This window comes from Vibrio hyugaensis (assembly GCF_002906655.1).
Classification (GTDB): domain Bacteria; phylum Pseudomonadota; class Gammaproteobacteria; order Enterobacterales; family Vibrionaceae; genus Vibrio; species Vibrio hyugaensis.
In genome coordinates this window covers 1,144,084-1,168,322 of record NZ_CP025795.1, presented here as the reverse complement: position 1 = coordinate 1,168,322, position 24,239 = coordinate 1,144,084, and the positions used below count along the sequence as shown (strand labels likewise).

General features: G+C 44.3%; 24 protein-coding genes. 6 read left to right on the top strand and 18 right to left on the bottom strand.

Translation table 11 applies throughout. The features are described from left to right. Positions 1–88 precede the first annotated feature (88 nt). From pntB to C1S74_RS22320, 4 genes are all read right to left on the bottom strand, one after another. Entirely contained in the window at positions 89–1,483 is a 1,395-nt protein-coding gene (pntB, locus tag C1S74_RS22335) for a Re/Si-specific NAD(P)(+) transhydrogenase subunit beta (RefSeq protein ID WP_038877385.1), read from the bottom strand. A 12-nt stretch (positions 1,484–1,495) separates the two neighbouring features. Continuing rightward, complete coding sequence (locus C1S74_RS22330) at positions 1,496–3,052, bottom strand: Re/Si-specific NAD(P)(+) transhydrogenase subunit alpha (protein WP_045401814.1); 1,557 nt, start codon at positions 3,050–3,052, stop codon at positions 1,496–1,498. 435 nt (positions 3,053–3,487) lie between these two features. Then, positions 3,488–3,769, bottom strand: a complete 282-nt coding sequence (locus C1S74_RS22325; protein WP_045401812.1) for an HlyU family transcriptional regulator — start codon at positions 3,767–3,769, stop codon at positions 3,488–3,490. 50 nt (positions 3,770–3,819) lie between these two features. Beyond that, positions 3,820–4,188 carry a late competence development ComFB family protein gene (locus C1S74_RS22320; RefSeq protein ID WP_038870703.1) on the bottom strand — a complete coding sequence of 123 codons (369 nt, stop codon included), beginning with the start codon at positions 4,186–4,188 and terminating at the stop codon, positions 3,820–3,822. Positions 4,189–4,443: 255 nt separating this feature from the next. Between C1S74_RS22320 and C1S74_RS22315 the strand changes: the two genes are divergently transcribed. Continuing rightward, positions 4,444–5,688, top strand: a complete 1,245-nt coding sequence (locus C1S74_RS22315) for a GGDEF domain-containing protein (protein ID WP_045401809.1) — start codon at positions 4,444–4,446, stop codon at positions 5,686–5,688. Between the two features lie 45 nt (positions 5,689–5,733). Here C1S74_RS22315 and C1S74_RS22310 read toward each other — a convergent pair whose 3' ends face one another. From C1S74_RS22310 to C1S74_RS22300, 3 genes are all read right to left on the bottom strand, one after another. After that, complete coding sequence (locus tag C1S74_RS22310; protein ID WP_052437314.1) at positions 5,734–6,708, bottom strand: Solitary outer membrane autotransporter beta-barrel domain; 975 nt, start codon at positions 6,706–6,708, stop codon at positions 5,734–5,736. 129 nt (positions 6,709–6,837) lie between these two features. Then, on the bottom strand, positions 6,838–7,806 hold the full coding sequence (locus tag C1S74_RS22305) for a Solitary outer membrane autotransporter beta-barrel domain (protein ID WP_052437316.1): 969 nt from the start codon (positions 7,804–7,806) through the stop codon (positions 6,838–6,840). Positions 7,807–7,823: 17 nt separating this feature from the next. Continuing rightward, positions 7,824–8,783: a diguanylate cyclase gene (locus tag C1S74_RS22300; protein ID WP_045401804.1), complete on the bottom strand. Its 960-nt coding sequence runs from the start codon at positions 8,781–8,783 to the stop codon at positions 7,824–7,826. Positions 8,784–8,967: 184 nt separating this feature from the next. Between C1S74_RS22300 and C1S74_RS22295 the strand changes: the two genes are divergently transcribed. Then, positions 8,968–9,405, top strand: coding sequence for a DUF3069 domain-containing protein (locus C1S74_RS22295; protein ID WP_045401801.1), 438 nt, complete (start codon positions 8,968–8,970; stop codon positions 9,403–9,405). A 70-nt stretch (positions 9,406–9,475) separates the two neighbouring features. Here the strand turns inward: C1S74_RS22295 and modC are convergent, their stop codons facing one another. The 4 genes from modC to C1S74_RS22275 all read right to left on the bottom strand — a co-directional run bounded on the left by modC (position 9,476) and on the right by C1S74_RS22275 (position 13,575). Beyond that, positions 9,476–10,582: a molybdenum ABC transporter ATP-binding protein ModC gene (gene modC, locus C1S74_RS22290; protein ID WP_045401799.1), complete on the bottom strand. Its 1,107-nt coding sequence runs from the start codon at positions 10,580–10,582 to the stop codon at positions 9,476–9,478. Beyond that, on the bottom strand, positions 10,579–11,268 hold the full coding sequence (gene modB / locus C1S74_RS22285; RefSeq protein ID WP_082039080.1) for a molybdate ABC transporter permease subunit: 690 nt from the start codon (positions 11,266–11,268) through the stop codon (positions 10,579–10,581). Before modB ends, modC begins: the two co-directional genes overlap by 4 nt. Positions 11,269–11,280: 12 nt before the next feature. Beyond that, positions 11,281–12,033 (bottom strand): molybdate ABC transporter substrate-binding protein, encoded by a 753-nt coding sequence (modA, locus tag C1S74_RS22280; protein ID WP_045401796.1) that lies wholly within the window; start codon positions 12,031–12,033, stop codon positions 11,281–11,283. Positions 12,034–12,123: 90 nt separating this feature from the next. Then, positions 12,124–13,575: a cobyric acid synthase gene (locus C1S74_RS22275; RefSeq protein WP_045401793.1), complete on the bottom strand. Its 1,452-nt coding sequence runs from the start codon at positions 13,573–13,575 to the stop codon at positions 12,124–12,126. 163 nt (positions 13,576–13,738) lie between these two features. Here C1S74_RS22275 and C1S74_RS22270 point away from each other — a divergent pair, with 163 nt between their 5' ends. After that, positions 13,739–14,110, top strand: a complete 372-nt coding sequence (locus tag C1S74_RS22270) for a YgiW/YdeI family stress tolerance OB fold protein (RefSeq protein WP_045401790.1) — start codon at positions 13,739–13,741, stop codon at positions 14,108–14,110. A 166-nt stretch (positions 14,111–14,276) separates the two neighbouring features. Beyond that, positions 14,277–14,807, top strand: coding sequence for a hypothetical protein (locus tag C1S74_RS22265; RefSeq protein WP_045401787.1), 531 nt, complete (start codon positions 14,277–14,279; stop codon positions 14,805–14,807). Positions 14,808–14,904: 97 nt separating this feature from the next. Here C1S74_RS22265 and C1S74_RS22260 read toward each other — a convergent pair whose 3' ends face one another. The 3 genes from C1S74_RS22260 to C1S74_RS22250 form a co-directional block, all read right to left on the bottom strand. Then, a complete protein-coding gene (locus C1S74_RS22260; RefSeq protein WP_045401784.1) occupies positions 14,905–15,582 on the bottom strand; it encodes an ATP-dependent zinc protease family protein in 678 nt (225 codons plus the stop codon). A 12-nt stretch (positions 15,583–15,594) separates the two neighbouring features. Beyond that, complete coding sequence (locus C1S74_RS22255) at positions 15,595–16,782, bottom strand: amino acid aminotransferase (RefSeq protein WP_045401781.1); 1,188 nt, start codon at positions 16,780–16,782, stop codon at positions 15,595–15,597. A gap of 155 nt (positions 16,783–16,937) precedes the next feature. Beyond that, a complete protein-coding gene (locus tag C1S74_RS22250) occupies positions 16,938–17,795 on the bottom strand; it encodes an AraC family transcriptional regulator (protein ID WP_045401779.1) in 858 nt (285 codons plus the stop codon). A gap of 155 nt (positions 17,796–17,950) precedes the next feature. Here C1S74_RS22250 and C1S74_RS22245 point away from each other — a divergent pair, with 155 nt between their 5' ends. Continuing rightward, positions 17,951–19,336, top strand: coding sequence for an MATE family efflux transporter (locus tag C1S74_RS22245; protein ID WP_045401777.1), 1,386 nt, complete (start codon positions 17,951–17,953; stop codon positions 19,334–19,336). A 147-nt stretch (positions 19,337–19,483) separates the two neighbouring features. On the opposite strand, the gene nrdG is transcribed toward C1S74_RS22245, so the two are convergent. Both nrdG and nrdD read right to left on the bottom strand, forming a co-directional pair. Next, positions 19,484–19,954: an anaerobic ribonucleoside-triphosphate reductase-activating protein gene (gene nrdG, locus C1S74_RS22240; protein WP_005435220.1), complete on the bottom strand. Its 471-nt coding sequence runs from the start codon at positions 19,952–19,954 to the stop codon at positions 19,484–19,486. An 85-nt stretch (positions 19,955–20,039) separates the two neighbouring features. Beyond that, a complete protein-coding gene (gene nrdD, locus C1S74_RS22235) occupies positions 20,040–22,160 on the bottom strand; it encodes an anaerobic ribonucleoside-triphosphate reductase (RefSeq protein ID WP_045401774.1) in 2,121 nt (706 codons plus the stop codon). Between the two features lie 308 nt (positions 22,161–22,468). Here nrdD and C1S74_RS22230 point away from each other — a divergent pair, with 308 nt between their 5' ends. Continuing rightward, positions 22,469–23,332 (top strand): endonuclease/exonuclease/phosphatase family protein, encoded by an 864-nt coding sequence (locus tag C1S74_RS22230; protein WP_045401771.1) that lies wholly within the window; start codon positions 22,469–22,471, stop codon positions 23,330–23,332. Between the two features lie 36 nt (positions 23,333–23,368). Here C1S74_RS22230 and C1S74_RS22225 read toward each other — a convergent pair whose 3' ends face one another. Then, positions 23,369–23,809: a YeeE/YedE family protein gene (locus C1S74_RS22225; RefSeq protein WP_045401767.1), complete on the bottom strand. Its 441-nt coding sequence runs from the start codon at positions 23,807–23,809 to the stop codon at positions 23,369–23,371. A gap of 14 nt (positions 23,810–23,823) precedes the next feature. Next, on the bottom strand, positions 23,824–24,237 hold the full coding sequence (locus C1S74_RS22220; protein WP_269424914.1) for a YeeE/YedE family protein: 414 nt from the start codon (positions 24,235–24,237) through the stop codon (positions 23,824–23,826). Positions 24,238–24,239: the final 2 nt, after the last annotated feature.

Genomic DNA, 24,239 nt, shown 5'->3' with positions numbered 1-24,239 from the left:
GCCCACAAAAAAAGGCCAGCGAATGCTGGCCTTGATGAGTTTTAAAGCAAATACTTCCATTCGAAGCAGATGCTGATGTCCCCTACGCTTACAGTGCTTTGGAGATTGCTTCTACGCTCTCTTTCGCATCACCGAACAACATCGATGTATTCTCTTTAAAGAACAGTGGGTTTTGAACGCCTGCGTAACCTGTATTCATTGAACGCTTGAATACGATGACATTTTGCGCATTCCAAACTTCTAATACTGGCATACCAGCAATCGGGCTGTTTGGATCTTCTAGTGCCGCTGGGTTTACTGTGTCGTTTGCGCCGATGACCAGAACCGTATCTGTTGCTGGGAAGTCGTCATTGATTTCGTCCATTTCTAGTACGATGTCATACGGTACTTTCGCTTCAGCCAATAGAACGTTCATGTGACCAGGTAGACGGCCAGCTACTGGGTGAATACCAAAGCGAACTTCAATGCCTTGAGCTCGTAGCTTGTCTGTGATCTCATGTACTGGGTATTGAGCTTGTGCCACTGCCATCCCGTATCCTGGGGTGATGATTACGGACTTCGAGTTTTTCAGCATTTCAGCAACTTCTTCAGCTGATGTTTCGCGATGTTCCCCCTGTTCTTCATCACTTGAAATCACTACTTCTTGACCGAAGCCGCCTGCAATTACGCTTACAAACGATCGGTTCATTGCTTTACACATGATGTAAGAAAGGATGGCACCTGAAGAACCAACCAGCGCACCAGTCACGATCAATAGATCGTTTGCTAGCATGAAGCCTGCTGCCGCAGCCGCCCAACCGGAGTATGAGTTCAGCATTGAAACAACAACTGGCATATCTGCACCACCGATTGATGCCACTAAGTGGTAACCGAATGCAAAAGCAATCAGTGTCATCAAGATCAGTGCGAACATGCTGCCGTCTGCTTTTACGAAGTAAATCATAAGCAGTGTTGAAACAACGATCGCAGCGAGGTTCATCTTGTGTTTGTGAGGTAGGTTAAGTGGTGAAGAAGAAATGATCCCACGAAGCTTACCAAACGCTACGATAGAACCAGTAAAGGTTACCGCACCGATGAACACACCAAGGAATACTTCTACAAGGTGGATAACGTGCTCTGCGTGAATACCAGCAAGATCTGTTGATACTGGTGCTGGTGGCTCTAGGTAGCTGTTGTAACCAACAAGTACCGCGGCCATACCCACGAAGCTATGTAGAATCGCAACCAATTCTGGCATTTCTGTCATTTCTACTTTCTTCGCGTAGTGGATACCAATACCACCACCGATCACCATCGCGATGATGACCCATGCAAAGCCTTCGGCACTTGGGCTGAAAATTGTCGCAATAAGCGCAATTGCCATACCAGCAATACCGTAGTAGTTACCATTTCGTGCTGATTCTTGTTTAGAAAGTCCCGCGAGACTTAAGATGAAAAATAGCGCAGCAATAATGTATGCCGCTTGTACTAATCCTGCAGACATTGGTAACTCCTATTATTTGTCTTTGCGGAACATTTCAAGCATACGTTTGGTCACGGTAAAGCCACCAAAGATGTTTATGCTTGCAATGAGAACAGCAATGAATGATAGGAAGGTAACTACACCATTACCTTGACCAATTTGCAGTAGCGCACCCACTACGATGATGCCGGAAATCGCGTTTGTTACCGACATAAGTGGTGTATGCAGTGCGTGAGTCACGTTCCAAACTACGTAGTAACCTACCACACACGCCAATACGAAAACGGTGAAGTGTGATAGGAATGCAGCCGGAGCGACTGATGCAACCCAGCCAAACGCACCCAAACCAATAACCAGTGGTGCGAATTTCTTAACTGGTGAAGTTGGCTCTTCAACTTTCGGCTCTTTTTTGACCGGTTCTTGGGTTTTTGCTTGTGGTTGAGCAGAAACTTGAATCGGTGGTGCTGGCCAAGTGATTTCGCCTTCTTTCACGACGGTCACACCACGTAACACAACGTCTTCAAAGTCGATATCGATGTTGCCATCTTTCTCTTTGCACAACAGTTTTAGAAGGTTTACAAGGTTGGTTGCGTAGAGCTGAGAAGATTGCGTTGGCAGACGGCCTACCATGTCAGTGTAACCAACGATTTTTACGCCATTGGCTGTCGTGATGACTTTGTCTTTTTCTGTATATTCACAGTTACCGCCATTGGCAGCCGCCAGATCAACGATCACGCTGCCCGCTTTCATGCTGTCGACCATTTCTTTGGTGATCAACGTCGGTGCTGGGCGGCCAGGAATTAGCGCCGTAGTGATGATGATATCAACATCTTTCGCTTGCTCAGCGTATAGCTCAGCCGCTTTCTTGTTGAACTCATCAGACATTTCTTTGGCGTAACCGTCACCTGAGCCTGAGTCTTCTTTGAAATCTACCGTCAGGAACTCAGCGCCCATCGATTCGACTTGTTCTTTCACTTCAGGACGAACGTCGAAAGAACGAACGATCGCGCCAAGGCTACCAGCCGCACCGATTGCTGCAAGTCCAGCGACACCTGCACCAGCAACTAACACTTTAGCTGGTGGTACTTTACCAGCGGCAGTAATTTGGCCAGTGAAGAAACGACCGAATTCATGAGCAGCTTCAACCACTGCGCGGTAACCGGCGATGTTAGCCATAGAAGAGAGTGCGTCTAATGCTTGCGCACGTGAGATACGAGGAACGGAGTCCATTGCGAGAACGTTGATGTTCTTGCTTGAGAGCTGTTCCATTAACTCCGCGTTTTGCGCTGGCCAGATAAAGCTAACCAATGTTGCGCCATCTTGTAACAATGCGATCTCATCGATGCCATTTTCTTCATCAACATGAGGCGCATTCACTTTAAGAATTAAGCCTGATTGCCATACTTCGTCGCTAGATACAATTGTCGCCCCTGCTGCTTCATAAGCCGCATTGTCGAAACTGGCTAGCCCCCCCGCTTGTGATTCGATTGCGACATCGAACCCCAACTTAATTAACTGCTCAACCGATTTAGGTGATGCAGCTACTCGCGATTCACCCGCGAGTATTTCTCTAGGTACACCGATTTGCAAAACGCATACTCCTTGTATACATATCAATAATTAGTCCCAAAACAGAGCGTTGCTCTACTCTAATTCTTTTTTATTTCTATCTGTTTACTACGCAAGAAAACGCAAACGAATGATGGTGTTTTGGGTCACCCATTTGCACAGTCAAATCTTGACTAACAGCCCTGTTATTCTTCTGTTTTTAACGAACGTCCATCATGACTTCAAGTAGTTTGTAATAAAAATACTAAATTTCATTACATATAACGCTAAGTAATGAATAATTCTCTACTTCGCGCTGAAAAATAACAACGATTAGCGCCATTAGACAGAGGTCTAACCAGATGAATGTTAAGTGGTTAATTTAACAGGTAATTAAGCCATAAAAAGAAAGAGAGCCATCAGCATATACACTAATGGCTCTCTTGGAGATGATTCGAATCAAGTTGCAGTGAGTTCTTAATTGAAGATTTTTTCACCCATTTGGTCGATGAACATCTGCGCTTTTTTCAGCATCAGCTCATTGGCGTCTTGTACTGATCCTATCAAGTCGGAACGAATAAAGCGGTGGGTTTTCACTTCTCCATCGAACTCTTTCTCAATCCGTCCTGCAATGCGGTACTGACCACCTTCTGAAATACTCTCTTGGTAAATCAAAAAGCCTTTATATTCGACGGGGTCTACGGTTTTAACTGCGGCAGTTTTATCACCACCACCAAACAAGCGCGAAAAGAATCCCACAATTCCTCCTTGGGCATGCCTTATCTATTTGAGACTGATTAAGACACTCATTACTTAATGTTGACGTTGAGAATTGGCTTCTCAAACCAATCCAGTTCTTTGTCTTCATCATAACTGGTATGCGAGAAAATTACAGGTACATCATTGTTACGATTCGTGCGTCGATCTTCTTGCACCATCGCTGCTGCATTTTCTACCGCGATATAGACACTATCTTTAAACTGCGTCAGTTTACGCTCAGGTAGAGCAGACAGAAAATCGATATCATGGCGGATATAAACTGGTTTTAATTGGATCAGCGCCAAGCAAGCGATGTCAGCCAACTGTTCATGATCAAACTGATCGACGTATCGCTCTGAAGAGAGTTCTTGCCCTACGAGGGTCTCCATATAATTGTGTACATCTGAACTGATTTGCATCGATTTTTCTCCTTTGCTCAACACTACGAAATTATAGCAGTCACAACTATCGTGCAACTTGTTGATTGGTCTTAATTTAATCAACCTCTCTCTTTTTGTAATCATCGACTGTAAAACACTTGGAAAATTCGCAAATACACGTATTCTTGTTAGTTTTGAAAGCGTCAGAATATATACTGCCCACACACGGTATTAATTGAATGCTTAATGTAACTCTTTAGATATACTCAACTATTTGCAGGTGATTTGTAGTAGATGGCTTCATCTTTAATGACCTCTCCAGGCTTTCGGTTTCTATTTCCAATTATACTGTTGGGTATGATCAGCTTGGGTATGGATAGCATCATTCAGATGACTCAGTCTAACTGGGGCATTGCTTCGAATTTGCCATATATTTTGTTGGGCTGTGCACTGTTAATGTGTTACTCATTCAAGCAAGGTCGCGAGTCTATGGTTTGCATTGCCATGCTACTTGCCTATTTCGTAATCCAACATCGCCTACAAGTTCCGCTTCAAACGGGAACTGCGCTTTTAGAGCTCACCATTTTAGCGAGTCTTTTACCCGTCTCTTTCCTAGCGGTGTTTCTGTTCAATAAAGAAGGTTTCGATTCCAAAGCCACGTTAGCCTACATTTTTGTGCTGGTTATGTTTGTCTTTTGGTCCTATGTGACGCTGACCTATTACGTAGAAGGTGGATTCGATGAGTGGACCAATGGCATCTTGTTTATTGTTCCCAAGGTTTCCAAACTTCCTCTAGTACTTGTGCTCTATTGCGTTGGTATTGTGTGCTTCCTTGGTATTTTGGTGCTGAAGAAGAATAAGATCATTCACGCGATGACTTATTCTGCGATGGTGTTAGCCTCGGCGACGTTTATCTTCTTCGACGTCCAATATATCTCTAGCACCATGTTTACGCTAACGGGCCTATTGATCATCATTTACTCTACGTCAGCGAGCCATCAACTGGCTTTTACTGATAGCTTGACGCTCATTCCTAGCCGTCGTGCGTTGGATCTGGACCTTAAGCATATGGGACGTAAGTTCACCATTGCGATGCTGGATGTTGATCATTTTAAGAAGTTTAATGACACCTACGGTCACGACACCGGTGATGATGTGTTAAAGATGGTAGCTTCGCGCCTAATGAAGACACAAGGTGGTGCAAAGGTGTATCGTTTTGGTGGTGAAGAGTTCACCATTGTCTTTAAAGGTAAGTACACCGAAGACTGCGAAACACATGTGGAAGAAGTTCGCGAACTGATTGCTGAATATGAAATGATTCTGCGCGATCAAGACAGTCGACCTGATGACAATAAACAAGGCCGTAAAAAGCGCGGAAGTGCTGATTCAAAGAAAAAGACCGTATCTGTCACTGCGAGTTTTGGGGTTGCTGACAGCCGTAGTGCACGAAATCCAGCAGACGTGATTAAACTTGCTGATGACGCCTTGTATAAAGCAAAAAAAGCGGGCCGAAACTGTGTGAAGTTCTGCCACGCTTAATTGTCCTATTTTCTGCTTACAAGAGTCGTTGAAATCTGAAAAGCGTTAAACTTGGTTGAAGAACATGACCAAACTACCACCTTTAAATGCACTGCCATAGTTGAGACTCATCCCTACACCTATGTTCACCACAAATGGGATTTTAATCGGTGGTGTCATAAGCCAACCCATACTCGCTTCATAGTAGTGATCCGTGTTTAACGGTTTCTTTGTGTCGCCACCTATGTCAACTCGGTTGAAGCTGGTATAAAACGACTGAACCATGTTTTGCCATATCGCTAGACGATGAAAGACCTTTACGCCATTAACCCAATACCAGCCTTCGGGATTAATTACGTTGTCACCTTTTCCGAGATTGATACCAACGCCGTTAAAGTAATGTGGTGAAGACCAAAAGTACCATTGACCAAAATGACCATAAGGGCTGTATTTTAGTGTCGCATTGAGCTCGCCGACCATCGCTAACGCGTTGGTATTGACGTAAATGCCATCAATTTGGTCTCGATAATCCTCCAAAGTATCACTACGATAAGCGTAATCATTTTGGTAGTACATGATGTGCGTCCCCGCCGCTGCACTCAATGTGATGTTGCGATTCAGATACGCTTCTTGCTCAACTTCTAAGTAGCCACCCAAAACAAGCTCATCGAGGTCGTCAGGTGTGTCGGCATTTAACGCGGACACTTTTTGTTGAGAAGGAAGCAGATAGCCTCGCCCGTTTACCTTTGTTTGGTATGGGGAATAACGGTAACTGCTCGCCGGAATACTGAATGGCAACGACAATACCGAGATTTTCTTCCGAAGATCGACGGATTCGTTATCACCTAAAGAATCATCATCTAGATTGAGGTATTCGTTAGGGTCAAAGTTTGAGAAGCCAAAGGTGAACACATCACTGTCTGAGAGGACAATGCTGGAGGCGAAGTTATAATCGAACTCTTTTTGCAGCTGCTTTTCAACGGTGCTGGAATAAGATGAAGTAGAGGCGAAACACATCGCCAAACAAGCCAACTTACGCATAACTTTTATAGGTTTGTTATTGTCGTTCCATGACTAGGTTTATGTGCTTATGTTCCTATTAAGCAAAATGGGGCGCGATTTTGGCTCGCCGAGTGAGGAAATGCAATGGTTTTCTTTGCCATTGCGGAATTACTCCTGATTAAAGAACAAAACAAGGCTTCCGCCTTTTAGTGCACTGCCGTAATTGACTGACAGGCCGAGACCTATGTTATCAATCCAATCGCTTTTGAACGGTGGTGTCATTAACCAACCAAAGCTTGCTTCATAGTAGTGTGAGGTATTCATCGGCTTACTCGTATCACCGCCAACATCAACTCGATTGAAACTGGTGTATACAGACTGAACGGTTCTGCCCACTTTGGTGATGTCGTAAAACAATTTGACACCGTTCACCCAATACCAGCCTTCTGGGTTTCCTACATCGCCATGGTTTCCTTCGCCCCAACCCATTCCATAGAAGTAATGTGGCGACGACCAAACGTACCATTTCCCCCAATTTTCATTTTCGAGGTACTTGATCTCCGCGTTGACCTCTCCGACCAACGCCCAAGCATCGGTATTGAGGTAAACACCTTCAATATAAGGCTTGAGGTTATCGAGCGCATCACTACGGTAGGAATACTCGTTTCGGTAATACATTAAGTGGGCACCTGCGGCTCCACTCAGGGATAAATGTTCAGTAAGCTGGTTTTGTCGCTCAATCTCAGTATAAGCCCCAAGTATCAATTCTTTGTTTCTGTCCGGTATTTTGTCCTCATTGACCGCCACGTTTTGGTCAATACCTAACGCATAAAAACGACCTTTAAGGTCATATTTTACCGAAGAGTCTGCGTTCTCAGCGAGAGATAAATGATAAGGGAGTGTCGTAAGCGCTACTTGTTTTCTTAAGTCAACAGAGTCCTGAGTGCCGATATCTTCGTTATCAATATTGAGGTATTTGTTTGGATCGAAGTCGTGAAAACCTAAAGTAAATACATCACTGTCGGACAGCACAATTCCGATTGCAAAGTTGCGTTCAAACTGTTTTTGCAATGTGTGCTGCACCGGGTTTGCGTAACAGATACTAGAAATAAGTGACAATGTCACCATAGACTTCATAACTTTAACTATTTGAATCAACTTGCATTAACCACGGTATAAGTATTTCTTCCTAAGGATTTTGCGGAATAGAGCGCTCTGTCTGCCGTTGCGTATAGCTCTGTAATATTGTCTTTCCCTGTTGGTTGGAAAGCAAACACGCCCTGTGACACTGTCACTCTATTTGCAATGCTTGAATACGCATGCGGGTAATCGAGGAAGTACATGGCTTCTTGAACGCGTTCCGCTTCTCTTTCTGCTGTTTTTGCATCGGTACTGTTCAGTAAAATCACAAACTCTTCACCACCATAACGCCCTACATACTCACCAGAACGACAAAATGTTGCTTTAAGTTGATTCGCAATGGCTTGGAGACAGCGATCCCCTTCTATGTGTCCGTAGTTGTCATTGAAAGGTTTAAAGAAGTCGACGTCAAGAAGAATCAGCGCCATTGGCATATGATGACGGCCGTGCCACGCAATCATGGTTTCCAGCTTTTGATCTATGTAGCGACGGTTGTATAACTTAGTAAGGCCATCTTCATTGGCTTGTTGTTGCAAACGTGAATTCATTTCTTCTAGCTGGGCCGTTGCTTGTTTTAGCTCTCGGCGCATGTGCGCGATACGCTGCATTGCCATTAGCTTAGAATTAAGGACAAGCTTATCGACCGGTTTAATAAGGTAATCATCTCCACCGGCCTCGATGGCTTTCGCGATCATTTCAGGCTCTTCATGGCTACTTAGGAAGATGATTGGGATCCAGTCTGGGAATGTCTCTCTGATATGAAGTGAAACTTCAAAGCCATTCATATCAGGCATGGCGATATCAAGCAACACAAGCTCTGGATCAAAACTTTCGTAAGTATTCAAAGCTTCTAGACCGCTTCCTACTGCTTTAACGATGTGACCTTGCTGCTTTAAACGGATAGCCAACTGCATTCGATCCAGCTGAACGTCATCAACCAGTAGAATGCGCATAGATGTCCCTGTCGGTTGCATAGCGCGTCCCATTCTTTTATAAGTCTTTATTAAACATATATCATACTCACGAGTTTGTTGCATTACGCCACTCATTTAGTGCTATATTTTTTTGTTGAGTGGTCACGGAATCAAATGCTTCTTATGGTAGCTATTTGATGCATTTGGTATTAATATTCCCGCCTTTTGTAACGAGAGACACACCATGTCAGAAGCAACTAACAACGAAAGCAAAAAAATCGATCTAGAAACTATTTCTCCTGAACTGCGTAAAGTTATCGAATTTGACGAAGTTCCTGAGCAAATGTTTGAGATGGTTACCTCTATCCATGAAGTGTCTGAAGAAGCTGTTCGTGCGTCTTGGGACGAAATGCCTGCAAGTGCACAAAACATTCTGGACAACTTCGAGCAGTTCCACGCTCTAGTATCGGTTGGCCAAGCGTTCGCTGGTCTAAACGTAATGGAAGAATTCCCGACTCTAAATCTGCCAGAGAACATGACAGATGAAGACAAAGAAGACTACCGCTCTCAACTTCTTGACAATGTCCTTCACAACTGTGTGAAAGACATGGTTAAGCAACTTAAGAAAGCGCGTCGCGATCCTCTTCTTAAGCGCGAATTTAAAGAAGTATTTGCGAAGTAATTCTTCCCATTTACTCCTATTAAGTTTAAGGCCGCAATCGCGGCCTTTTTTATCATCGCTAGTTGGTCAATTAGTGATGCGCTAATGCAATGTCTCGTTGTGTCACACTGACCCCTTTCACCTGCGCAAACACCGCATCCCCGACTTTTAAATTCAAGTCATCTAATGCCCAAGGCGTGATAGTCGCCCATAAATGGCAGTCAGTATCTAATTTCAGTGATACCGTAATACTTTGTTTGTCTTCGCCAGCATTGAACTCTTCAATTGATGCGACGGTAGCAGGCAGTACATTACGAATGGATGTGGATACAGGTTTCTCTAAGGCGATTGAGACATCATTGGCACGAACTTGAAGACGGATTGACGTACCTGGTTCACCGTCGACTTTTTGTACCCATAAACAAGCATTTGGCGCGAGCTTTACACATGTCAGCGCGTATTTTTCATGGTGGTTCGCAATCTTCCCTTCGAATAAACTACTGTGGTCAGAGAAAGACTGCCAAGGACGCATAGCATGAGATGCCCAAACATCCTCTAGTTTACCCGACGTCATGATTCGACCTTTATCGAGAATCGACAGATGCTGCGCTAAACGAAGAATTTCCTGTAAGCTGTGCGTCACATAAACAATAGGAATGTTTACTTGTTCAGAAAGCTCTTCCAAAAACGGCATGACTTCTCGCTTACGTGGCATATCTAAGGAAGCCAAAGGCTCATCCATCAAAAGCAGATTAGGCTTAGAAAGCAGTGCTCGCGCAATGGCTACACGTTGCTTTTCACCGCCCGACAAAGAGACTGGAAAGCGTTTTAACAGTGGTTTAATAGCAAGTAATTCCGTGACCTTATCGAAATACTCTTCATCTTTTTCCACAACACCATAGAGCAAGTTTCCTTTTACTGAATAATGCGGAAACAAGCGAGAATCTTGAAATACATAACCAATTTTGCGCTTATGCGTCGGTAGATTAATACCCGCATCACTATCGAAAAGGATGTGCTCGCCAATCGCCACTTTGCCTTGCTGTGGTGTGACTAATCCACTAATAACGTTAATTAGGGTAGTTTTTCCGGCGCCGGAGCGACCAAATAGCGCACTTATTCCGTTACGCGGTAATGACAAGTTGATATCAAAGTTGGTTTCACCAAGTGATTGTTTAAATTGAATTTCTATACTCATTGCTTGGCTCCCAGACGCGCTGCGGCTTTACGATTTAACCATTCTGAGATCATTAACGTCGATAGAGCTAAGGCAATAGAAATAATGCACAAGCGTGCGGCTTCCATTTCAGCACCAGGCGTTTCTATAAAGTTGTACATGGCTAGTGGGATGGTTTGCGTTTCCCCTGGTATGTTCGAAACGAAGCTGATAGTGGCACCGAACTCTCCTAAACTGCGTGCAAACGAGAGCATGGTACCAGTAATGATTCCAGGAATAGTTAACGGAAGCGTAATTGTGACAAAGACTTTTAACGGCGACGCTCCGAGGGTTGATGCTGCGTGTTCTAATTTGGGGTCGACGGTATCTAAACTCAATCGGACCGAACGGACCATCAATGGTAAGGCCACGACGATACAGGCGATGACGGCCCCCTTCCAGTTGAAACTGAATATTAAACCAAAGTGTTCATATAGCCACCCACCTAAGTATCCTTGACGACCAAGAGAGATCAGTAGCAAGTAACCAATAACCACAGGGGGTAATACGAGTGGAAGATGAATCAAGCTATCTAATATGGACTTACCGATAAACTCTTTTCTAGACAGTAACCAAGCGAGAGCAACACCTAATGGAATCAACCAAACGACGGCATAGGCGCCGACTTTTAGGCTTAGCATTAAGGCTTGGTATTCAAGTTCTGACACTCTGATCCCTTTTTATTGAAAACCGTAATGAGCAAAGACTTGTTTTGCTTCATCCGACTTCAAGTACTGGAAGAATTGTTTTGATTGTATTGAGTCTTTCACAATCGCGGCTGGGTAAACGATGTCTGCGTGGGTGTCGCTTGCAAATTCTCCAACTATTTTTACCTTAGTTGTCAATTGTGTATCCGTTTTGTAGACCACTCCCAACGGGGCTTCCGCTCGCTCTACTAATGCAAGTGCAAGACGAACGTTCTTTGCTGGAGCAATTTGGCGTTCTAGTACTTTCCACACGCCAAGGTTAGTTAAAGACTCTCTTGCATACATTCCAGCAGGAACGGACACTGGATTGCCTAAAGCAAGGCGATTGCCGTCTAACGCCTTATTCCAAGCATCAGCATCAGAGAAATCAAATGTTGTAATACGGCTATCTTGCGGCGCAATGACAACGAGTGAATTTCGCACTAAATTAGTGACATTGTCACCCCTTACTGCTTTTGATTTTACTAGGTAGTTCATCCATTTAGTGTTTGCAGAGATAAACACATCGGCCGGTGCGCCATTTAGAATTTGGCGAGCGATGGATGATGAACCACCGTATACAGGTGTGACTGATACATCGTATTTTTGCTCGAATTTTTGAGCAATATCATCAATCGCATTAGTCATTGACGACGCTGCATAAATTTTTAAGTCAGTTGCCGCGTTTGCTGCTGATGAAACGCTCAATATTGCCACTAGGCAAGCATGAATTTTCCATGCTTTCATAAAAACACTCCGGTGCTAGACAGGCAGAAGGTGAATAAGTGGAAAGCAATCTCCACTTTTATTTATGCTTCAGACAGTTAAAAACTGGTTTTATTTGAACAGAAAGTCAAGATTCATATGTTGTTCTATCGCATCTGCAATTCGATTAATGCCCTGTTCTTTGAGCTGTTCAAAGTCTTGTTGTTTGATTTGAGTGCCGTTTACCCATTCTGACACAAGGCTCAAGACATCTGCCTCATCGAAGAACCCGTGTAGGTAGGTTCCCATAATTTGGCCACATTCACTAAGCGCGCCTTCTGCTTCGCCAGAATTTAACTGGATAGGTTGAGCACCCTGCACTTCACTTCTTCCCACATGGATTTCATAACCCTTAACATTGGCTTTTTTACCGTTAAGAGAAAGCTCTGCTTGTGTGTTTGTAAGCTGTTTGCTATCGGTTAGAGTTGTGGTGATGTCTAACAAACCAAGGCCTTCACTAATACCAGGCTGGCCCTCTACGCCATTTGGGTCATCAATTAAGTTGCCAAGCATCTGGTAGCCACCACAGATGCCAATGACTTTGCCGCCCAAGCGGATGTGGCGTTGAATGTCTTTGTCCCACCCTTGGCTACGTAGATAATCCAAATCGTCTCGGACTGATTTAGTGCCCGGCAAGATAACGAGATCGGCTTTATCGATCTTCTCACCTTTGCCAACGTAGCGAAGGTTAATGTCTGGATTAAGACGCAATACATCAAAATCAGTATGGTTACTAATGCGCGTTAAAACTGGTACCACGACATTGAGTTTAACTTGTGAAGATAGCTCTTGCTGATCCGTAATAGCATCTTCTGCTTCAAGGTTTAAACCGTGAAGGTACGGCAATACTCCGAGTACAGGCTTGCCAGTTTTTTCTTCTAACCAATCCAGACCAGATTCAAGCAAAGCGATGTCGCCACGGAAGCGATTAATTACGAAACCTTTAACGCGCGCTTGTTCAGATTCGGATAATAACGCTAGTGTCCCGTAAAGATGGGCAAACACGCCACCGCGGTCAATATCCGCAATAATAATGACGGGAACGTCCGCTTCCTCGGCAAATCCCATGTTGGCGATATCATTTTCTCTTAAGTTGATTTCTGCTGGACTGCCAGCGCCTTCAATCATCACTGATTCGAATTCTTCGGTCAGTTTAGAGAAAGAGTCTAATACCGTGCCCATTGCGACTTTTTTGTAATCGTGAAAGCCGACAGCGTCCATATTGGACAATGCTTTACCTTGTAAGATGATTTGAGCGCCCGTATCGCTGTTTGGCTTAATCAACACAGGGTTCATATGAACCGTAGGCTCGACGTTGCAGGCTTGCGCTTGAGCGGCTTGAGCACGTCCAATCTCACCGCCATCTTTCGTTACTGCACTGTTTAAAGCCATGTTCTGTGGCTTGAACGGGGCAACTTTTATCCCTCTACGAGCTAACACACGGCATAAACCTGCCACAAGGACGCTTTTTCCGGCATCTGAAGTTGTGCCTTGAACCATTAATGAAGGGATTGGTGATTTCATGAACGTTTAATAAGAGAAAAAAGAAGGTGAACAATCATAACGTTATCTCAGCATAGGACTCAAGAAAATGAATCGAATATGAATGTTCGAATCAGTAATGGTTCAAATAAGGTTTGTTTTAATAGCACCATCAAAACGAACACCTTAATAGAGAAACCAAATTATGAAAAACACTGTTATCGCTACTATCGCTGCACTTGCTATCGCTCCTACTGTTGCAATGGCTAAAGACCACAACCACGGTCAATCAAACATTCAATTTAATGGCCCTGTCACTGTTGAAAAAGTCGATGCATTGATTAAAGACTCAAGCATGTTCACTGAGAAAGACGTTGTCGTAGAAGGCAACCTACTTCGTCAAACACGTTCAGACCAGTTTATCTTTAGCGATGGCTCTGGCGAGATTATGGTTGAGTTGGACGACGACATCCGTCTAGCGACGCCAATTGACCAGACCACAAAAGTTCGTCTGTTTGGTGAGTTTGAAGGTGGTAGCAAGCCAGAGATCGAAGTTGAACACTTAGTGGTGATGTAAGCACAGCTCTCTTGCCGCTTAATTGGGCGTCATCACCATGATCATAAGCACTCTGTCCTAGTGTTTAAGGTGACGGGAAACACCTGAAATGATATTTTGTAAATATTGGTCTGCATTTTGCAGACCTTTTTTTCGTTCGTATTATTTTTCTTGCCCGGAGACACCCATGCTAGGTAAAGCTCTAAAGGTTGCTGCCTTTGGTTTGTGCGCTGTTTTGCCACTTTCTGCTCACGCAAACAATTTCAACTACAACACAATGGAATTCCGCATGGGTACCAGCCCAGGTACGTTTGGTGGTGAGGTCACAACGTACTTCACTGAAAACACCCATTTTGTTGGTCGTGCTGATAGTGAATTCAGTGGCGATTGGGATCTTGCTGGCGGTATTGGTTTTAATGGCCCTGCTGGTCAGTTTGCAGACATTTATGGTCAGATGCTGGTTCACAACATCAAAAAAGACAATGGCGATGGTGATGAGTGGAAGACGGAAGTCAACATCGGTACGCGCATTTGGTTTATGCAGAACATCGAACTACATGGTCGCATTGGTCAGCTGATTGATAACGATGATTCTAAAACTATCTACAATTTAGGCGCTCGTTTTCACTCGACACAACAACTGTCGCTTGGCGCTGACTTAAAAAACAATGGTACTTACGGTCAACAACTTGTTCTATCTGCGCGCTTTGCCTACTAACCGCCGCCATTTTAGAAAATAATCCATTGATAAAAAAGTAAAAAGCCTCTCGCGTGTGAGAGGCTTTTTGTCGTTAATTTAAACAGAACGTCTTCAGTTACTTACCGCTTGGCTTGTTTTGAACATACTTCTTAGATACGTCCACAACAGCAACGTCGCGGAAGAAGCTTCGACCAAGCAGGATTGGGAAATTCATGTGGCCTCGCTCAGCCAGTGTGAATTCCGTTTTCTCTTTTAGATCACCAACTTGAATGTAAGCCACAACAACAGCGCGCTTATCTACTTCTTCTGAAGAGGATTGACGAACTTTTGCCCAACGCTCGACAGGTAACTTGAACTCTTTGCTCGCTTTACCATTAATATCGATTTTGAACTTAACCCAGTCTTTACCATCTCGTTCAAACGGCACTATTTCTGTCGCGCTGATTGATGATGTGGTTGCGCCGGTATCGACGCGACCTTTAAATGTTTGGTCAATGTCTGGTACATAAACCCACTCTTCCGAACCAAGGATCAACATGCCATCAGGTGTTTTCTTTGCCTGTGGTGGTTTTGCCGGTTTAGGATCGGGTTTCTTCTCAGGCTTAGTTTCCGGTTTTTGTTCGGGCTTCAGCTCAGGTTTTGTGTCTACTTCTGGTTTTACATCCGGTTTTTCTACCGGTTGCTCCACGACTGGTTTTTCTGGCTCAACAGGTTCAGTGGTCGTCGGTGTCGACGTACAAGCAATAAGACCGCCGCTCATCATTAGCGGCAGAATCAGTTTCCAGTTCTTCATTAACTCTCCCAATTAACGTTGAGATATTTTTTGGATCGCGTCAGCAACGTAAGGAATATGAGTTTCGGTTAAACCAGCGATGTTGATACGACCATCACCGACACCATAAATGCCATAATCTTCACGCAGTTGCGCCATTTGGTTTTCACTAAAGCCTAGCACAGTAAACATGCCTTTGTGACTCTCAATGAAATCAAATTGATCTGTATTATGGTTGTTTCTCAATTCGTTACACAAAGTTTGACGAAGATTCAACAAGCGCTGCTGCATTTCGTTCAATTCTTGTTTCCAAACGGAAGTGAGGTTTGCATCTTGAAGAATGGTTTTTACTAATGCTGCGCCGTGATCTGGCGGCATAGTGTATGTTGAACGTGCTAGCGTAAGCAGTTTACCTTTCGCATTCGCCACATCTTTTGCATTCTTACCGATCACAATCGCTGCACCAGTACGTTCACGGTACAAACCAAAGTTTTTAGAACAAGAAGTCGTGATCAGCATTTCTTCAACGTTGTCAGCCATAAAGCGAAGACCTTTTGCGTCTTCTTCTAAACCGTCACCAAAACCTTGGTAAGCAATATCTACAAACGGAGTAAAACCATTCTTTTGAGAAAGCTCAGTGATTGCCTGCCACGCTGAAAAATCAATATCTGCACCCGTTGGGTTGTGGCAACAACCATGGAGAAGAACTACATCAGAAGGGCCTGCTTTAGATAGGTCTTCGAGCATTTTTGCTGTATCGACTTGCTTGCTTTCTGGAGAGAAGTAATGGTAGAACTTCACTTTCAGCCCAGCAGCTTCCATCACTGGTTTGTGATTTACGTAGCTAGGGTTTGAAATCCAAACCGTCGTATCTGGTTGTGCGACCTTCATTAGGTCACCCAGCATACGCAATGCACCACTTGCCCCAGGCGTTTGAATAGCAGCAACGCGATCTGTGGCTGACGTTCCCGTTAGAAGGAGATCGATCATGCTTTGGTTGAATTCTTCACAGCCTGCAAGACCAACATAAGATTTGGTCTTTTGGTTCTCGACGACCACTTCTTGTGCCATTTGAATGGCTTTCATGATTGGTGTTTCGCCAGCGCTGTTTTTGTATACGCCAATACCAAGGTCAACCTTGTTCGGACGCTCATCGCCGCGATATGCGACGGAAAGAGATAAAATAGGATCTAATACAGGAGTTGGTAGATTAGAAAGCATGAAAGTCATAACCCTTTGAAATTCAAGTATCGACCCTCACGGTAACACTTTCGTTAAAAATGGCGAAAGGATTTTTAACGGATTTCATCAATTAGAGGACAAAATACTGGGAACCAACGCGTTTTATGATCTCAATCGGTTATAAAAAGAACGATTCACTCATCCGAGTTTGAGTCAAGTTTACCGTTCTTTCTAAATTCACGTGGGGTCATGCTCGACCAGGCTTTAAAACGGGTACTGAAGTTCGCACTAGTAGGATACCCAACGATTTCACCAATGTGTTGAATTGACCATTCTGTCGAACGCAACAATCGAGCTGCATATTCCATCCGCATGCGTGTGAGATGTGCTATGGGACTTCTTCCAAATTGTTGCTGAGTTAAACGATGAAGGTGCGGCTCAGAACAAGGATATAACGCCGCGAGTTGTTCAACTGTCCAATCTTTATGAAGTTGCCGTTGCACTAGATCGAACACACGTCGTAGTTTTAATTGATTACGCGAAAGGGAATCTGAGTGTGGCATATTTAGCATAAGCTCTAACTGAGCAACGCTGTGAGCTCCTACCTCACCTCCGTAGTCAATAGGCAAGTTGATACTGCGCAGTAGAGTTTGAATGCAGGAATACAGCACTTCTGGTGCAGGGGTCAGTTGGTACTCGATCTCTTCATTAACCATTGGCCATTCTTTATCTTGTGAAAGGAAAACCCAAGCGATTTGCCATGTTTCATCTTCCATCCCGAAGCCATTTTCAATGCCTGCTGGCACGATCACTAACGATCCTGGCTCAAGTTCATAACGACAAGCTCCGCTCTCCAACCAGCCTTTGCCACGAACCGTGTAAAGCAACATGTGTTTCTTCTGGTTTTTGCGATAAACCGAAAAGAAATCTCGGCAAGTCGCGATGCCGCATTGGACGATCCCTCTTTCTTCGAGGGCAAGTACTCGAGTGTGATCGACAAATTCTTGATAGGTCTTATCTGAAATAGCGTAGCGTTCTTGTTTTTCTTCCATGGGACGACAACTCACAAATGCACTCAAGGCAAACGTGTTTTATCAAAGCATCGATAAAGACTGGATAGTTTGACAAAACTTTTGGATGTCTTTGAAAAATACACCGCAAAATCATACGGATAAACTACTCGCATTGTTCTTAGAGGAGAAATGCGATGCTCTTAACACGTCAATACATAGACAAAGCATTTTGGAAAAAATTGATTGCGATCGGTGTACCTGTGTCACTGCAATCCATGCTGTTTTCGTTACTCGGTGCCATCGATATTTTTATGGTGAGTCAGTTAGGTGAATCTGCAACAGCAGCTGTTGGCGTTGGTAACCGAATTTTTTTCTTTAATCTCGCCGTGGTGTTTGGATTGTGTGGTGCAGTAACGGTTTTAGCCTCTCAATATTATGGCTCGGGAAACCTTGCAGGAATAAGACGAACACTCGCCCAATCCTGGTTTATTTCGCTGGTAGTGACTTTGCCATTCATTTGGCTGTACGTGGTTTATGACAAAGAAATCGTCTCTTTTATGGCGGACGATCCTGAGTATGTTGGCTATGCGAGAGAATACTTAGTCGTCACAGGTTTGAGTTTGATAGGCACGGCAGTTGTTGTGCCTATTGAATCGGTGTTGAGATCCGTCGGTGAGGCAAAGATGCCGACTTACGTCAGTATTGCCGCTATCATCGTGAACATTTTCCTTAATGCGGTTTTGATCTTTGGCTTACTCGGTTTCCCGCAATGGGGCGTATTTGGCGCAGCAGTGGGGACTTTTATTTCGCGCTTTTTCCAAACTGCGGTGCTGGTTTACTTCTTTTGGCGTCGGTATTCACATCTGCTCCCTACTCGTTCAGATTGGCGTGAAGGTACAGTCAAGAAGTATCGAAACAAATATTTCAAAGTTTCTATGCCAATGCTGATCCACGATGCGTTGTGGACTGGCGGTTTGATTGTCTACAGCATCATTTACGGTCAGTTGGGCGTAACAGAACTGGCGATTATCTCGTTCTTATCTCCGATTGAAGGCGTGTTGATTTCAACCTTTATGGGATTCGCTGTTGCCGCGTCTGTACTGCTGGGGAATGACATTGGCGCTCAGCAATATGACCGTGTAGAGAAAACGGCTTGGTGGTATGTATTAACTAGCGCAGTGTTGGCAACCATTTTGTTCTTTGCCGTATGGATTTGCTCGCCTTTGATTTTGAATTTGTTAGAGATGAGCCCGCTCACAGACACACAAATGGCGTTGAATGTATGTTTGGTGCTCGCATTAGGCATGATACTGCGCGTGTTTAATATGGTTGGTATTGGAGGCGTATTAAAGAGTGGCGCTGATATTCGCTATAGCATTTTCATCGACACGTTTGGTCAATGGGCGATTGGTATTCCGCTTACCTACTACACTGGGATGGTGTTAGGTTTACCACTGCATTGGGTGTTGATGTCCCTACTGGTCGAAGAATTAGTAAAAGGCATTCTAACGACTCACCGAATTCAATCTAAGCGATGGATTAATAACATGGTTGATGATGACTCCAGTGTGACAGCGTAACTGAAGCGTTGTGCTATAGTTGTTGAGTTAACCCTCACACCGCACGATTTCATCAATCAAAGCTTTAAAAGAACTCACACCAAAAGGGCACATTCGAAATATCCGAATGTGCCCTTTTTATATTTGGCTTTTCTTGAGTTGGAACGCTTAAAGCTCAGTGAATCGATGGATAATTTGATTCGAGCTGCCTCGCCATTCTAGATTGAGGTCTCGTTTATCTTGCTCGTATTTGCCATCGATTAATGTGTCAATGTACTGCGTTACTTCACGCTGCGCATCGTCTAACTCTTCAAGCGTGTAACCTGTCCAAACCCAAATATCTTTGCCTGGGCACTCTTCTCTTACGCGTTTTACAAGCTTAAGAATGTGCGGCACGTTTGCTGGATGCAAAGGATCACCACCGGACAGAGATAAACCGCGGCGTTTGATGCGCGTGTCGTTTAGGTCTGCAATGATTTTGTCTTCCGCTTCTTGCGTGAAAAACACACCAGAATCCAAGCGTTGCGTCGACTGGTTATAACAGCCGCGGCACTGGTGTACACAGCCCGACACAAATAGCGTGCAGCGTGTACCTGGTCCGTTAACAACGTCAATTGGATAGTATTGGTGGTAGTTCATAATCGTGCCTTGTTTTGCTGGCTAGAAAAGAAAATCAACCCACGACAGGTTGATTTTCATTATTGGGTTTGAGCTTAAGTAAACCTTACAGGTGTTTAACTCGACGCTTCACTTCTTCTTGCTTACCGAAGTTAAACGGACGTGCATCTGGGCTGCCTAGGTAGCCACAAACACGACGTGTCACTGACACTTTGGTTGAGTCATGGTTGCCACAGCTTGGGCAAGTGAAGCCTTTACTTGTACAGTCAAACTCACCGTTATAGCCACACTCGTAACACTCATCAATTGGTGTGTTTGTACCGTAGTAAGGTACGCGGGTGTAACTGTAGTCCCATACGTTTTCTAGTGCTTCGACGTTACGTTGCATGTTCGGGAACTCGCCGTAACAGATAAAGCCGCCGCTTGAGATTTCTGGGTAAGGCATCTCAAAGTCGATCTTGTCGTATGGGTTCACCTTCTTCTCAACATCTAGGTGGAAGCTGTTGGTGTAGTAACCTTTGTCTGTTACGCCTTCAATGACGCCAAACTCTTTCGCGTCGATGCGGCAGAAACGGCTACATAGGTTTTCACTTGGCGTTGCGTATAGGCTAAAACCGTAACCAGTATCTTCCGCCCAGCCGTTTACTGTGTCTTTCAGGTGCTTGATGATTGCTACTGCTTTTTCACGCAGAACAGCGTCATCGTAAACGTGCGCTTCTGTACCGAATAGCGCGTTAATTGTCTCGTGTACACCGATGTAACCAAGAGAAATAGACGCACGACCGTTCTTGAAGATATCTGCGATTGAGTCGTCAGCTTTCAGGCGAACACCACACGCACCTTCCATGTAAAGGATCGGAGCAACACGTGCTTTCACGTTTTCTAGACGAGAGATACGTGTTTCTAGCGCTTTGCGAGCAAGACGTAGACGATCGTTTAGAAGCTCGTAGAATTTCTCTTCACTGCCGTTTGCACGGATAGCGATACGAGGAAGATTCAAGCTTACTACACCAAGGTTGTTACGACCTTCGTGAATCAGTTCGCCGTTCTCTTCGTAAGTACCAAGGAAGCTACGACAGCCCATTGGCGTTTTGAATGAACCAGTTACTTCTACTACTTTGTCGTAGTTAAGAATGTCTGGGTACATACGCTTAGACGCACACTCAAGCGCAAGTTGCTTGATGTCGTAGTTTGGATCTTCTGATTTGTGGTTCAAGCCATCTTTGATGCCGAATACAAGTTTAGGGAATACCGCTGTTTTACGGTTCTTACCTAGACCTGCAATACGGTTCTTCAGAATAGACTTCTGGATAAGGCGTGATGCCCAGCTTGTACCAAGACCAAAACCAAACGTAACGAATGGGGTTTGCCCGTTCGCCGTGTGCAGTGTGTTTACTTCGTATTCTAGAGATTGGAACGCGTCGTAACACTCTTTCTCAGTGCGTGATTTTGCGAACTCTTCTGGCTCAGCAATGTTCCACTCTTTTGCGATCTCTAGGTGTTTCTCGTAGCTTGTCATTACGTACGGTTCTAGTACTTCATCAATACGGTTGATGGTTGTACCGCCGTATATGTGGCTCGCTACTTGAGCAATGATCTGTGCCGTTACTGCTGTTGCTGTCGAAATTGATTTAGGAGTATCAATCTCAGCGTTACCCATTTTAAAGCCGTGCGTTAGCATGCCTTTAAGATCGATAAGCATACAGTTAAACATTGGGAAGAACGGAGCGTAATCCAAATCGTGGTAGTGAATATCACCTACTTCGTGCGCTTGAACTACATCGCGAGGAAGGATATGTGTCTTCGCGTAGTGTTTCGCTACAATACCAGCCAACAAGTCACGTTGAGTCGGAATCACTTTACCGTCTTTGTTCGCGTTCTCGTTGATTAGATCCAAGTTGCTTTCTTCAATCAGACCTTCAATTTCGCGAGTTAGCGCGCTTTGCTTCTCACGAGCAATATCGCGATCGTGGCGGTATTCAATGTAAGAGCGAGCTAGGGCTTTGTAAGGACCTTGCATGAGTTCATTTTCGACTAAGTCTTGAATCTCATGAATGTGAACTTCATCGTGATCCTGAAGCTGTAACTCAACTGCCAGAGCAACATTTAGTGCATAAATGGCGACATCTTTGTCTTTGTTTTCCGCTGCAGCTTCTACTGCTGCTTGAATACGATCCCTGTTAAACGGAGCTCTTGAGCCGTCACGCTTGATTACGATTGGTTTCACTTTTTCTCCTTACCCCAAAATACTCACAGACTTATCCACAAATACACTATATGGGGTTATTTCTTATTCTGATGACACAATATATTGTGGCGTATTTAACGAGAAGCACCAATTGAAAACATTGACTTTGATCAATAAAAAATGGGTAGCGAACAAGAACAAATCGATCTTATTGGCGTTGATCTCAGTTGCGAAGAAAACTGTGAAAATTGCAAAATTGGAGCGAAATCCACTTGCTTTTTTTAGAGGTCTTATAGGATAAAGGATGGAAAGGAATGCGCTAAAAGATAGGAGTGCAATAGACCAAAATGCGATCACTTTTTGTTACGACGATATTACTTTTTAGTTCTTTTTCATTTGCTCAAAATTCCGTCAACTTAACCAGCTGGAATATAGAATGGTTATCTATAAGTGGTGGTAAAGTCTCGAGAACACCACAAGATTTTGAAAAACTGGCCCACTATGTGGATAAAACACAAGTTGATATTCTCACTTTTCAAGAAGTCGAAAGTGCAGCTGCAATCCAAAAAACGGTTGGTAATGACTTCACTATTTATCTGTCTGATCGTGCGAACGCTTCTAATCGACATCTTCAGTTCAACGATACTAACCAATACACAGGTTTCGCGGTACGCAATGGCGTAAACGTATTAGACAAGCCTGACTTTTCTATCACACGAGGCAACAGCAAGCTCCGCTTCGCCAGCTACCTTGTTTTGAATCCACACCAAGACAACGAGACTCACCTACTCTCTGTGCATCTAAAAGCGGGTTGCAGTGGTGCCTATCGCAATAACCGCGATTGTAAGATAGTGAAACAACAAGGACAGGCACTAGCCAAGTGGATGAAAGCGCGCGAGGACAATAAACAACACTATGTCGTGCTTGGCGACTTTAACCACAATTTGGGGTATCGCGGAGATTGGTTATGGGACGTGCTATCGGACAAGACCGATGCAAAGCTAGTGACCAAAAACACCAAAGCGGAATGCAAAGTGCGCTCTAATCGTAATCCGAATAAAATTCACCAATTCCGCTCGGTGATCGATCACATCATTGTGAGTGGTGATTTAAAGGCGTCGTCTGGTGTTCAGACCGTTTTCAAAACACAAGATGCGCTCGACTATAAACTGAGTGATCATTGCCCGGTTTCTACGACGCTCTCTTTTTAGCGTTGAGATACTCTTTTTAGGGTTGAAGTTCGCTCTTTAGCGACGAACGATTCTTTTAGCGGTGAATGACCCAACCAACATTGCCGCTATAAAGAGCAGAACTTGAGTGTTGCCAGTGAAAAGGCTGGCAACCGCAGGACCAGGACATACACCCAGTAAGCCCCACCCAATACCAAACAGTGCCGCACCGCCGACTAACTTTTTGTCTATCACTTTAGAAGTTGGACAAATAATCTCATCACCAAACACAGATTCACTTCTTGGCTTTATTAATAAAAGATAAGCAGGAACGAAAGCCGCAAGTGCTCCGCCCATAACGAAGGCTAAGCTTGGATCCCACTCACCAGTAATGTTTAGAAAGCCAATCACTTTTGCCGGATCAGCCATACCGGAAATCACCATACCAATGCCAAAAAGCACACCAGAAAATGTAACGATGGAAATTTGCTTAATACTTTTCATTACGTGAGTTTTCATAACGACACTATTCCTCACGATACTAGCAAGACGGTTAACATGGCTGTGGCCATAAAAGTACACGTCGCGACAACAGAACGGACAGAGAAACGCCCCATCCCACAAATACCATGACCACTTGTACAACCATTACCGATACGTGTACCGATTCCGACAAGCAAACCAGCAACGACAACCAAACCAAGAGAACCGCTGTACTCAGTTGGTACGTGTCCGCCAAGGGCATAAACAGCAAATACACCGCCTAATGCCATGGCAATTAAGAACACAATTCGCCAAACGCGATCTGTATTCTCAACAGCGCCATTTAATATCCCGCTGATTCCCGCCGTCTTACCAGTGAAAAGCATCAATATGACCGCTGATGCGCCGACCATGACTCCGCCCAAAAGCGACATCCAAGGAACTTCAAACATAACAACCACCAATA

What these genes read in the sequence shown, in the direction of transcription:
- C1S74_RS22245 (WP_045401777.1), top strand. Translation starts at nt 17,951, where the DNA reads ATGCTCTTAACACGTCAATACATAGACAAAGCATTTTGGAAAAAATTG.
- modC (WP_045401799.1), bottom strand. Translation starts at nt 10,582, where the DNA reads ATGAGTATAGAAATTCAATTTAAACAATCACTTGGTGAAACCAACTTT.
- C1S74_RS22300 (WP_045401804.1), bottom strand. Translation starts at nt 8,783, where the DNA reads ATGCAACCGACAGGGACATCTATGCGCATTCTACTGGTTGATGACGTT.
- C1S74_RS22230 (WP_045401771.1), top strand. Translation starts at nt 22,469, where the DNA reads ATGCGATCACTTTTTGTTACGACGATATTACTTTTTAGTTCTTTTTCA.
- C1S74_RS22225 (WP_045401767.1), bottom strand. Translation starts at nt 23,809, where the DNA reads ATGAAAACTCACGTAATGAAAAGTATTAAGCAAATTTCCATCGTTACA.
- C1S74_RS22255 (WP_045401781.1), bottom strand. Translation starts at nt 16,782, where the DNA reads ATGCTTTCTAATCTACCAACTCCTGTATTAGATCCTATTTTATCTCTT.
- C1S74_RS22315 (WP_045401809.1), top strand. Translation starts at nt 4,444, where the DNA reads ATGGCTTCATCTTTAATGACCTCTCCAGGCTTTCGGTTTCTATTTCCA.
- C1S74_RS22270 (WP_045401790.1), top strand. Translation starts at nt 13,739, where the DNA reads ATGAAAAACACTGTTATCGCTACTATCGCTGCACTTGCTATCGCTCCT.
- C1S74_RS22295 (WP_045401801.1), top strand. Translation starts at nt 8,968, where the DNA reads ATGTCAGAAGCAACTAACAACGAAAGCAAAAAAATCGATCTAGAAACT.
- C1S74_RS22265 (WP_045401787.1), top strand. Translation starts at nt 14,277, where the DNA reads ATGCTAGGTAAAGCTCTAAAGGTTGCTGCCTTTGGTTTGTGCGCTGTT.
- modA (WP_045401796.1), bottom strand. Translation starts at nt 12,033, where the DNA reads ATGAAAGCATGGAAAATTCATGCTTGCCTAGTGGCAATATTGAGCGTT.
- C1S74_RS22305 (WP_052437316.1), bottom strand. Translation starts at nt 7,806, where the DNA reads ATGAAGTCTATGGTGACATTGTCACTTATTTCTAGTATCTGTTACGCA.
- pntB (WP_038877385.1), bottom strand. Translation starts at nt 1,483, where the DNA reads ATGTCTGCAGGATTAGTACAAGCGGCATACATTATTGCTGCGCTATTT.
- C1S74_RS22320 (WP_038870703.1), bottom strand. Translation starts at nt 4,188, where the DNA reads ATGCAAATCAGTTCAGATGTACACAATTATATGGAGACCCTCGTAGGG.
- C1S74_RS22250 (WP_045401779.1), bottom strand. Translation starts at nt 17,795, where the DNA reads ATGGAAGAAAAACAAGAACGCTACGCTATTTCAGATAAGACCTATCAA.
- C1S74_RS22310 (WP_052437314.1), bottom strand. Translation starts at nt 6,708, where the DNA reads ATGCGTAAGTTGGCTTGTTTGGCGATGTGTTTCGCCTCTACTTCATCT.
- C1S74_RS22275 (WP_045401793.1), bottom strand. Translation starts at nt 13,575, where the DNA reads ATGAAATCACCAATCCCTTCATTAATGGTTCAAGGCACAACTTCAGAT.
- nrdG (WP_005435220.1), bottom strand. Translation starts at nt 19,954, where the DNA reads ATGAACTACCACCAATACTATCCAATTGACGTTGTTAACGGACCAGGT.
- C1S74_RS22260 (WP_045401784.1), bottom strand. Translation starts at nt 15,582, where the DNA reads ATGAAGAACTGGAAACTGATTCTGCCGCTAATGATGAGCGGCGGTCTT.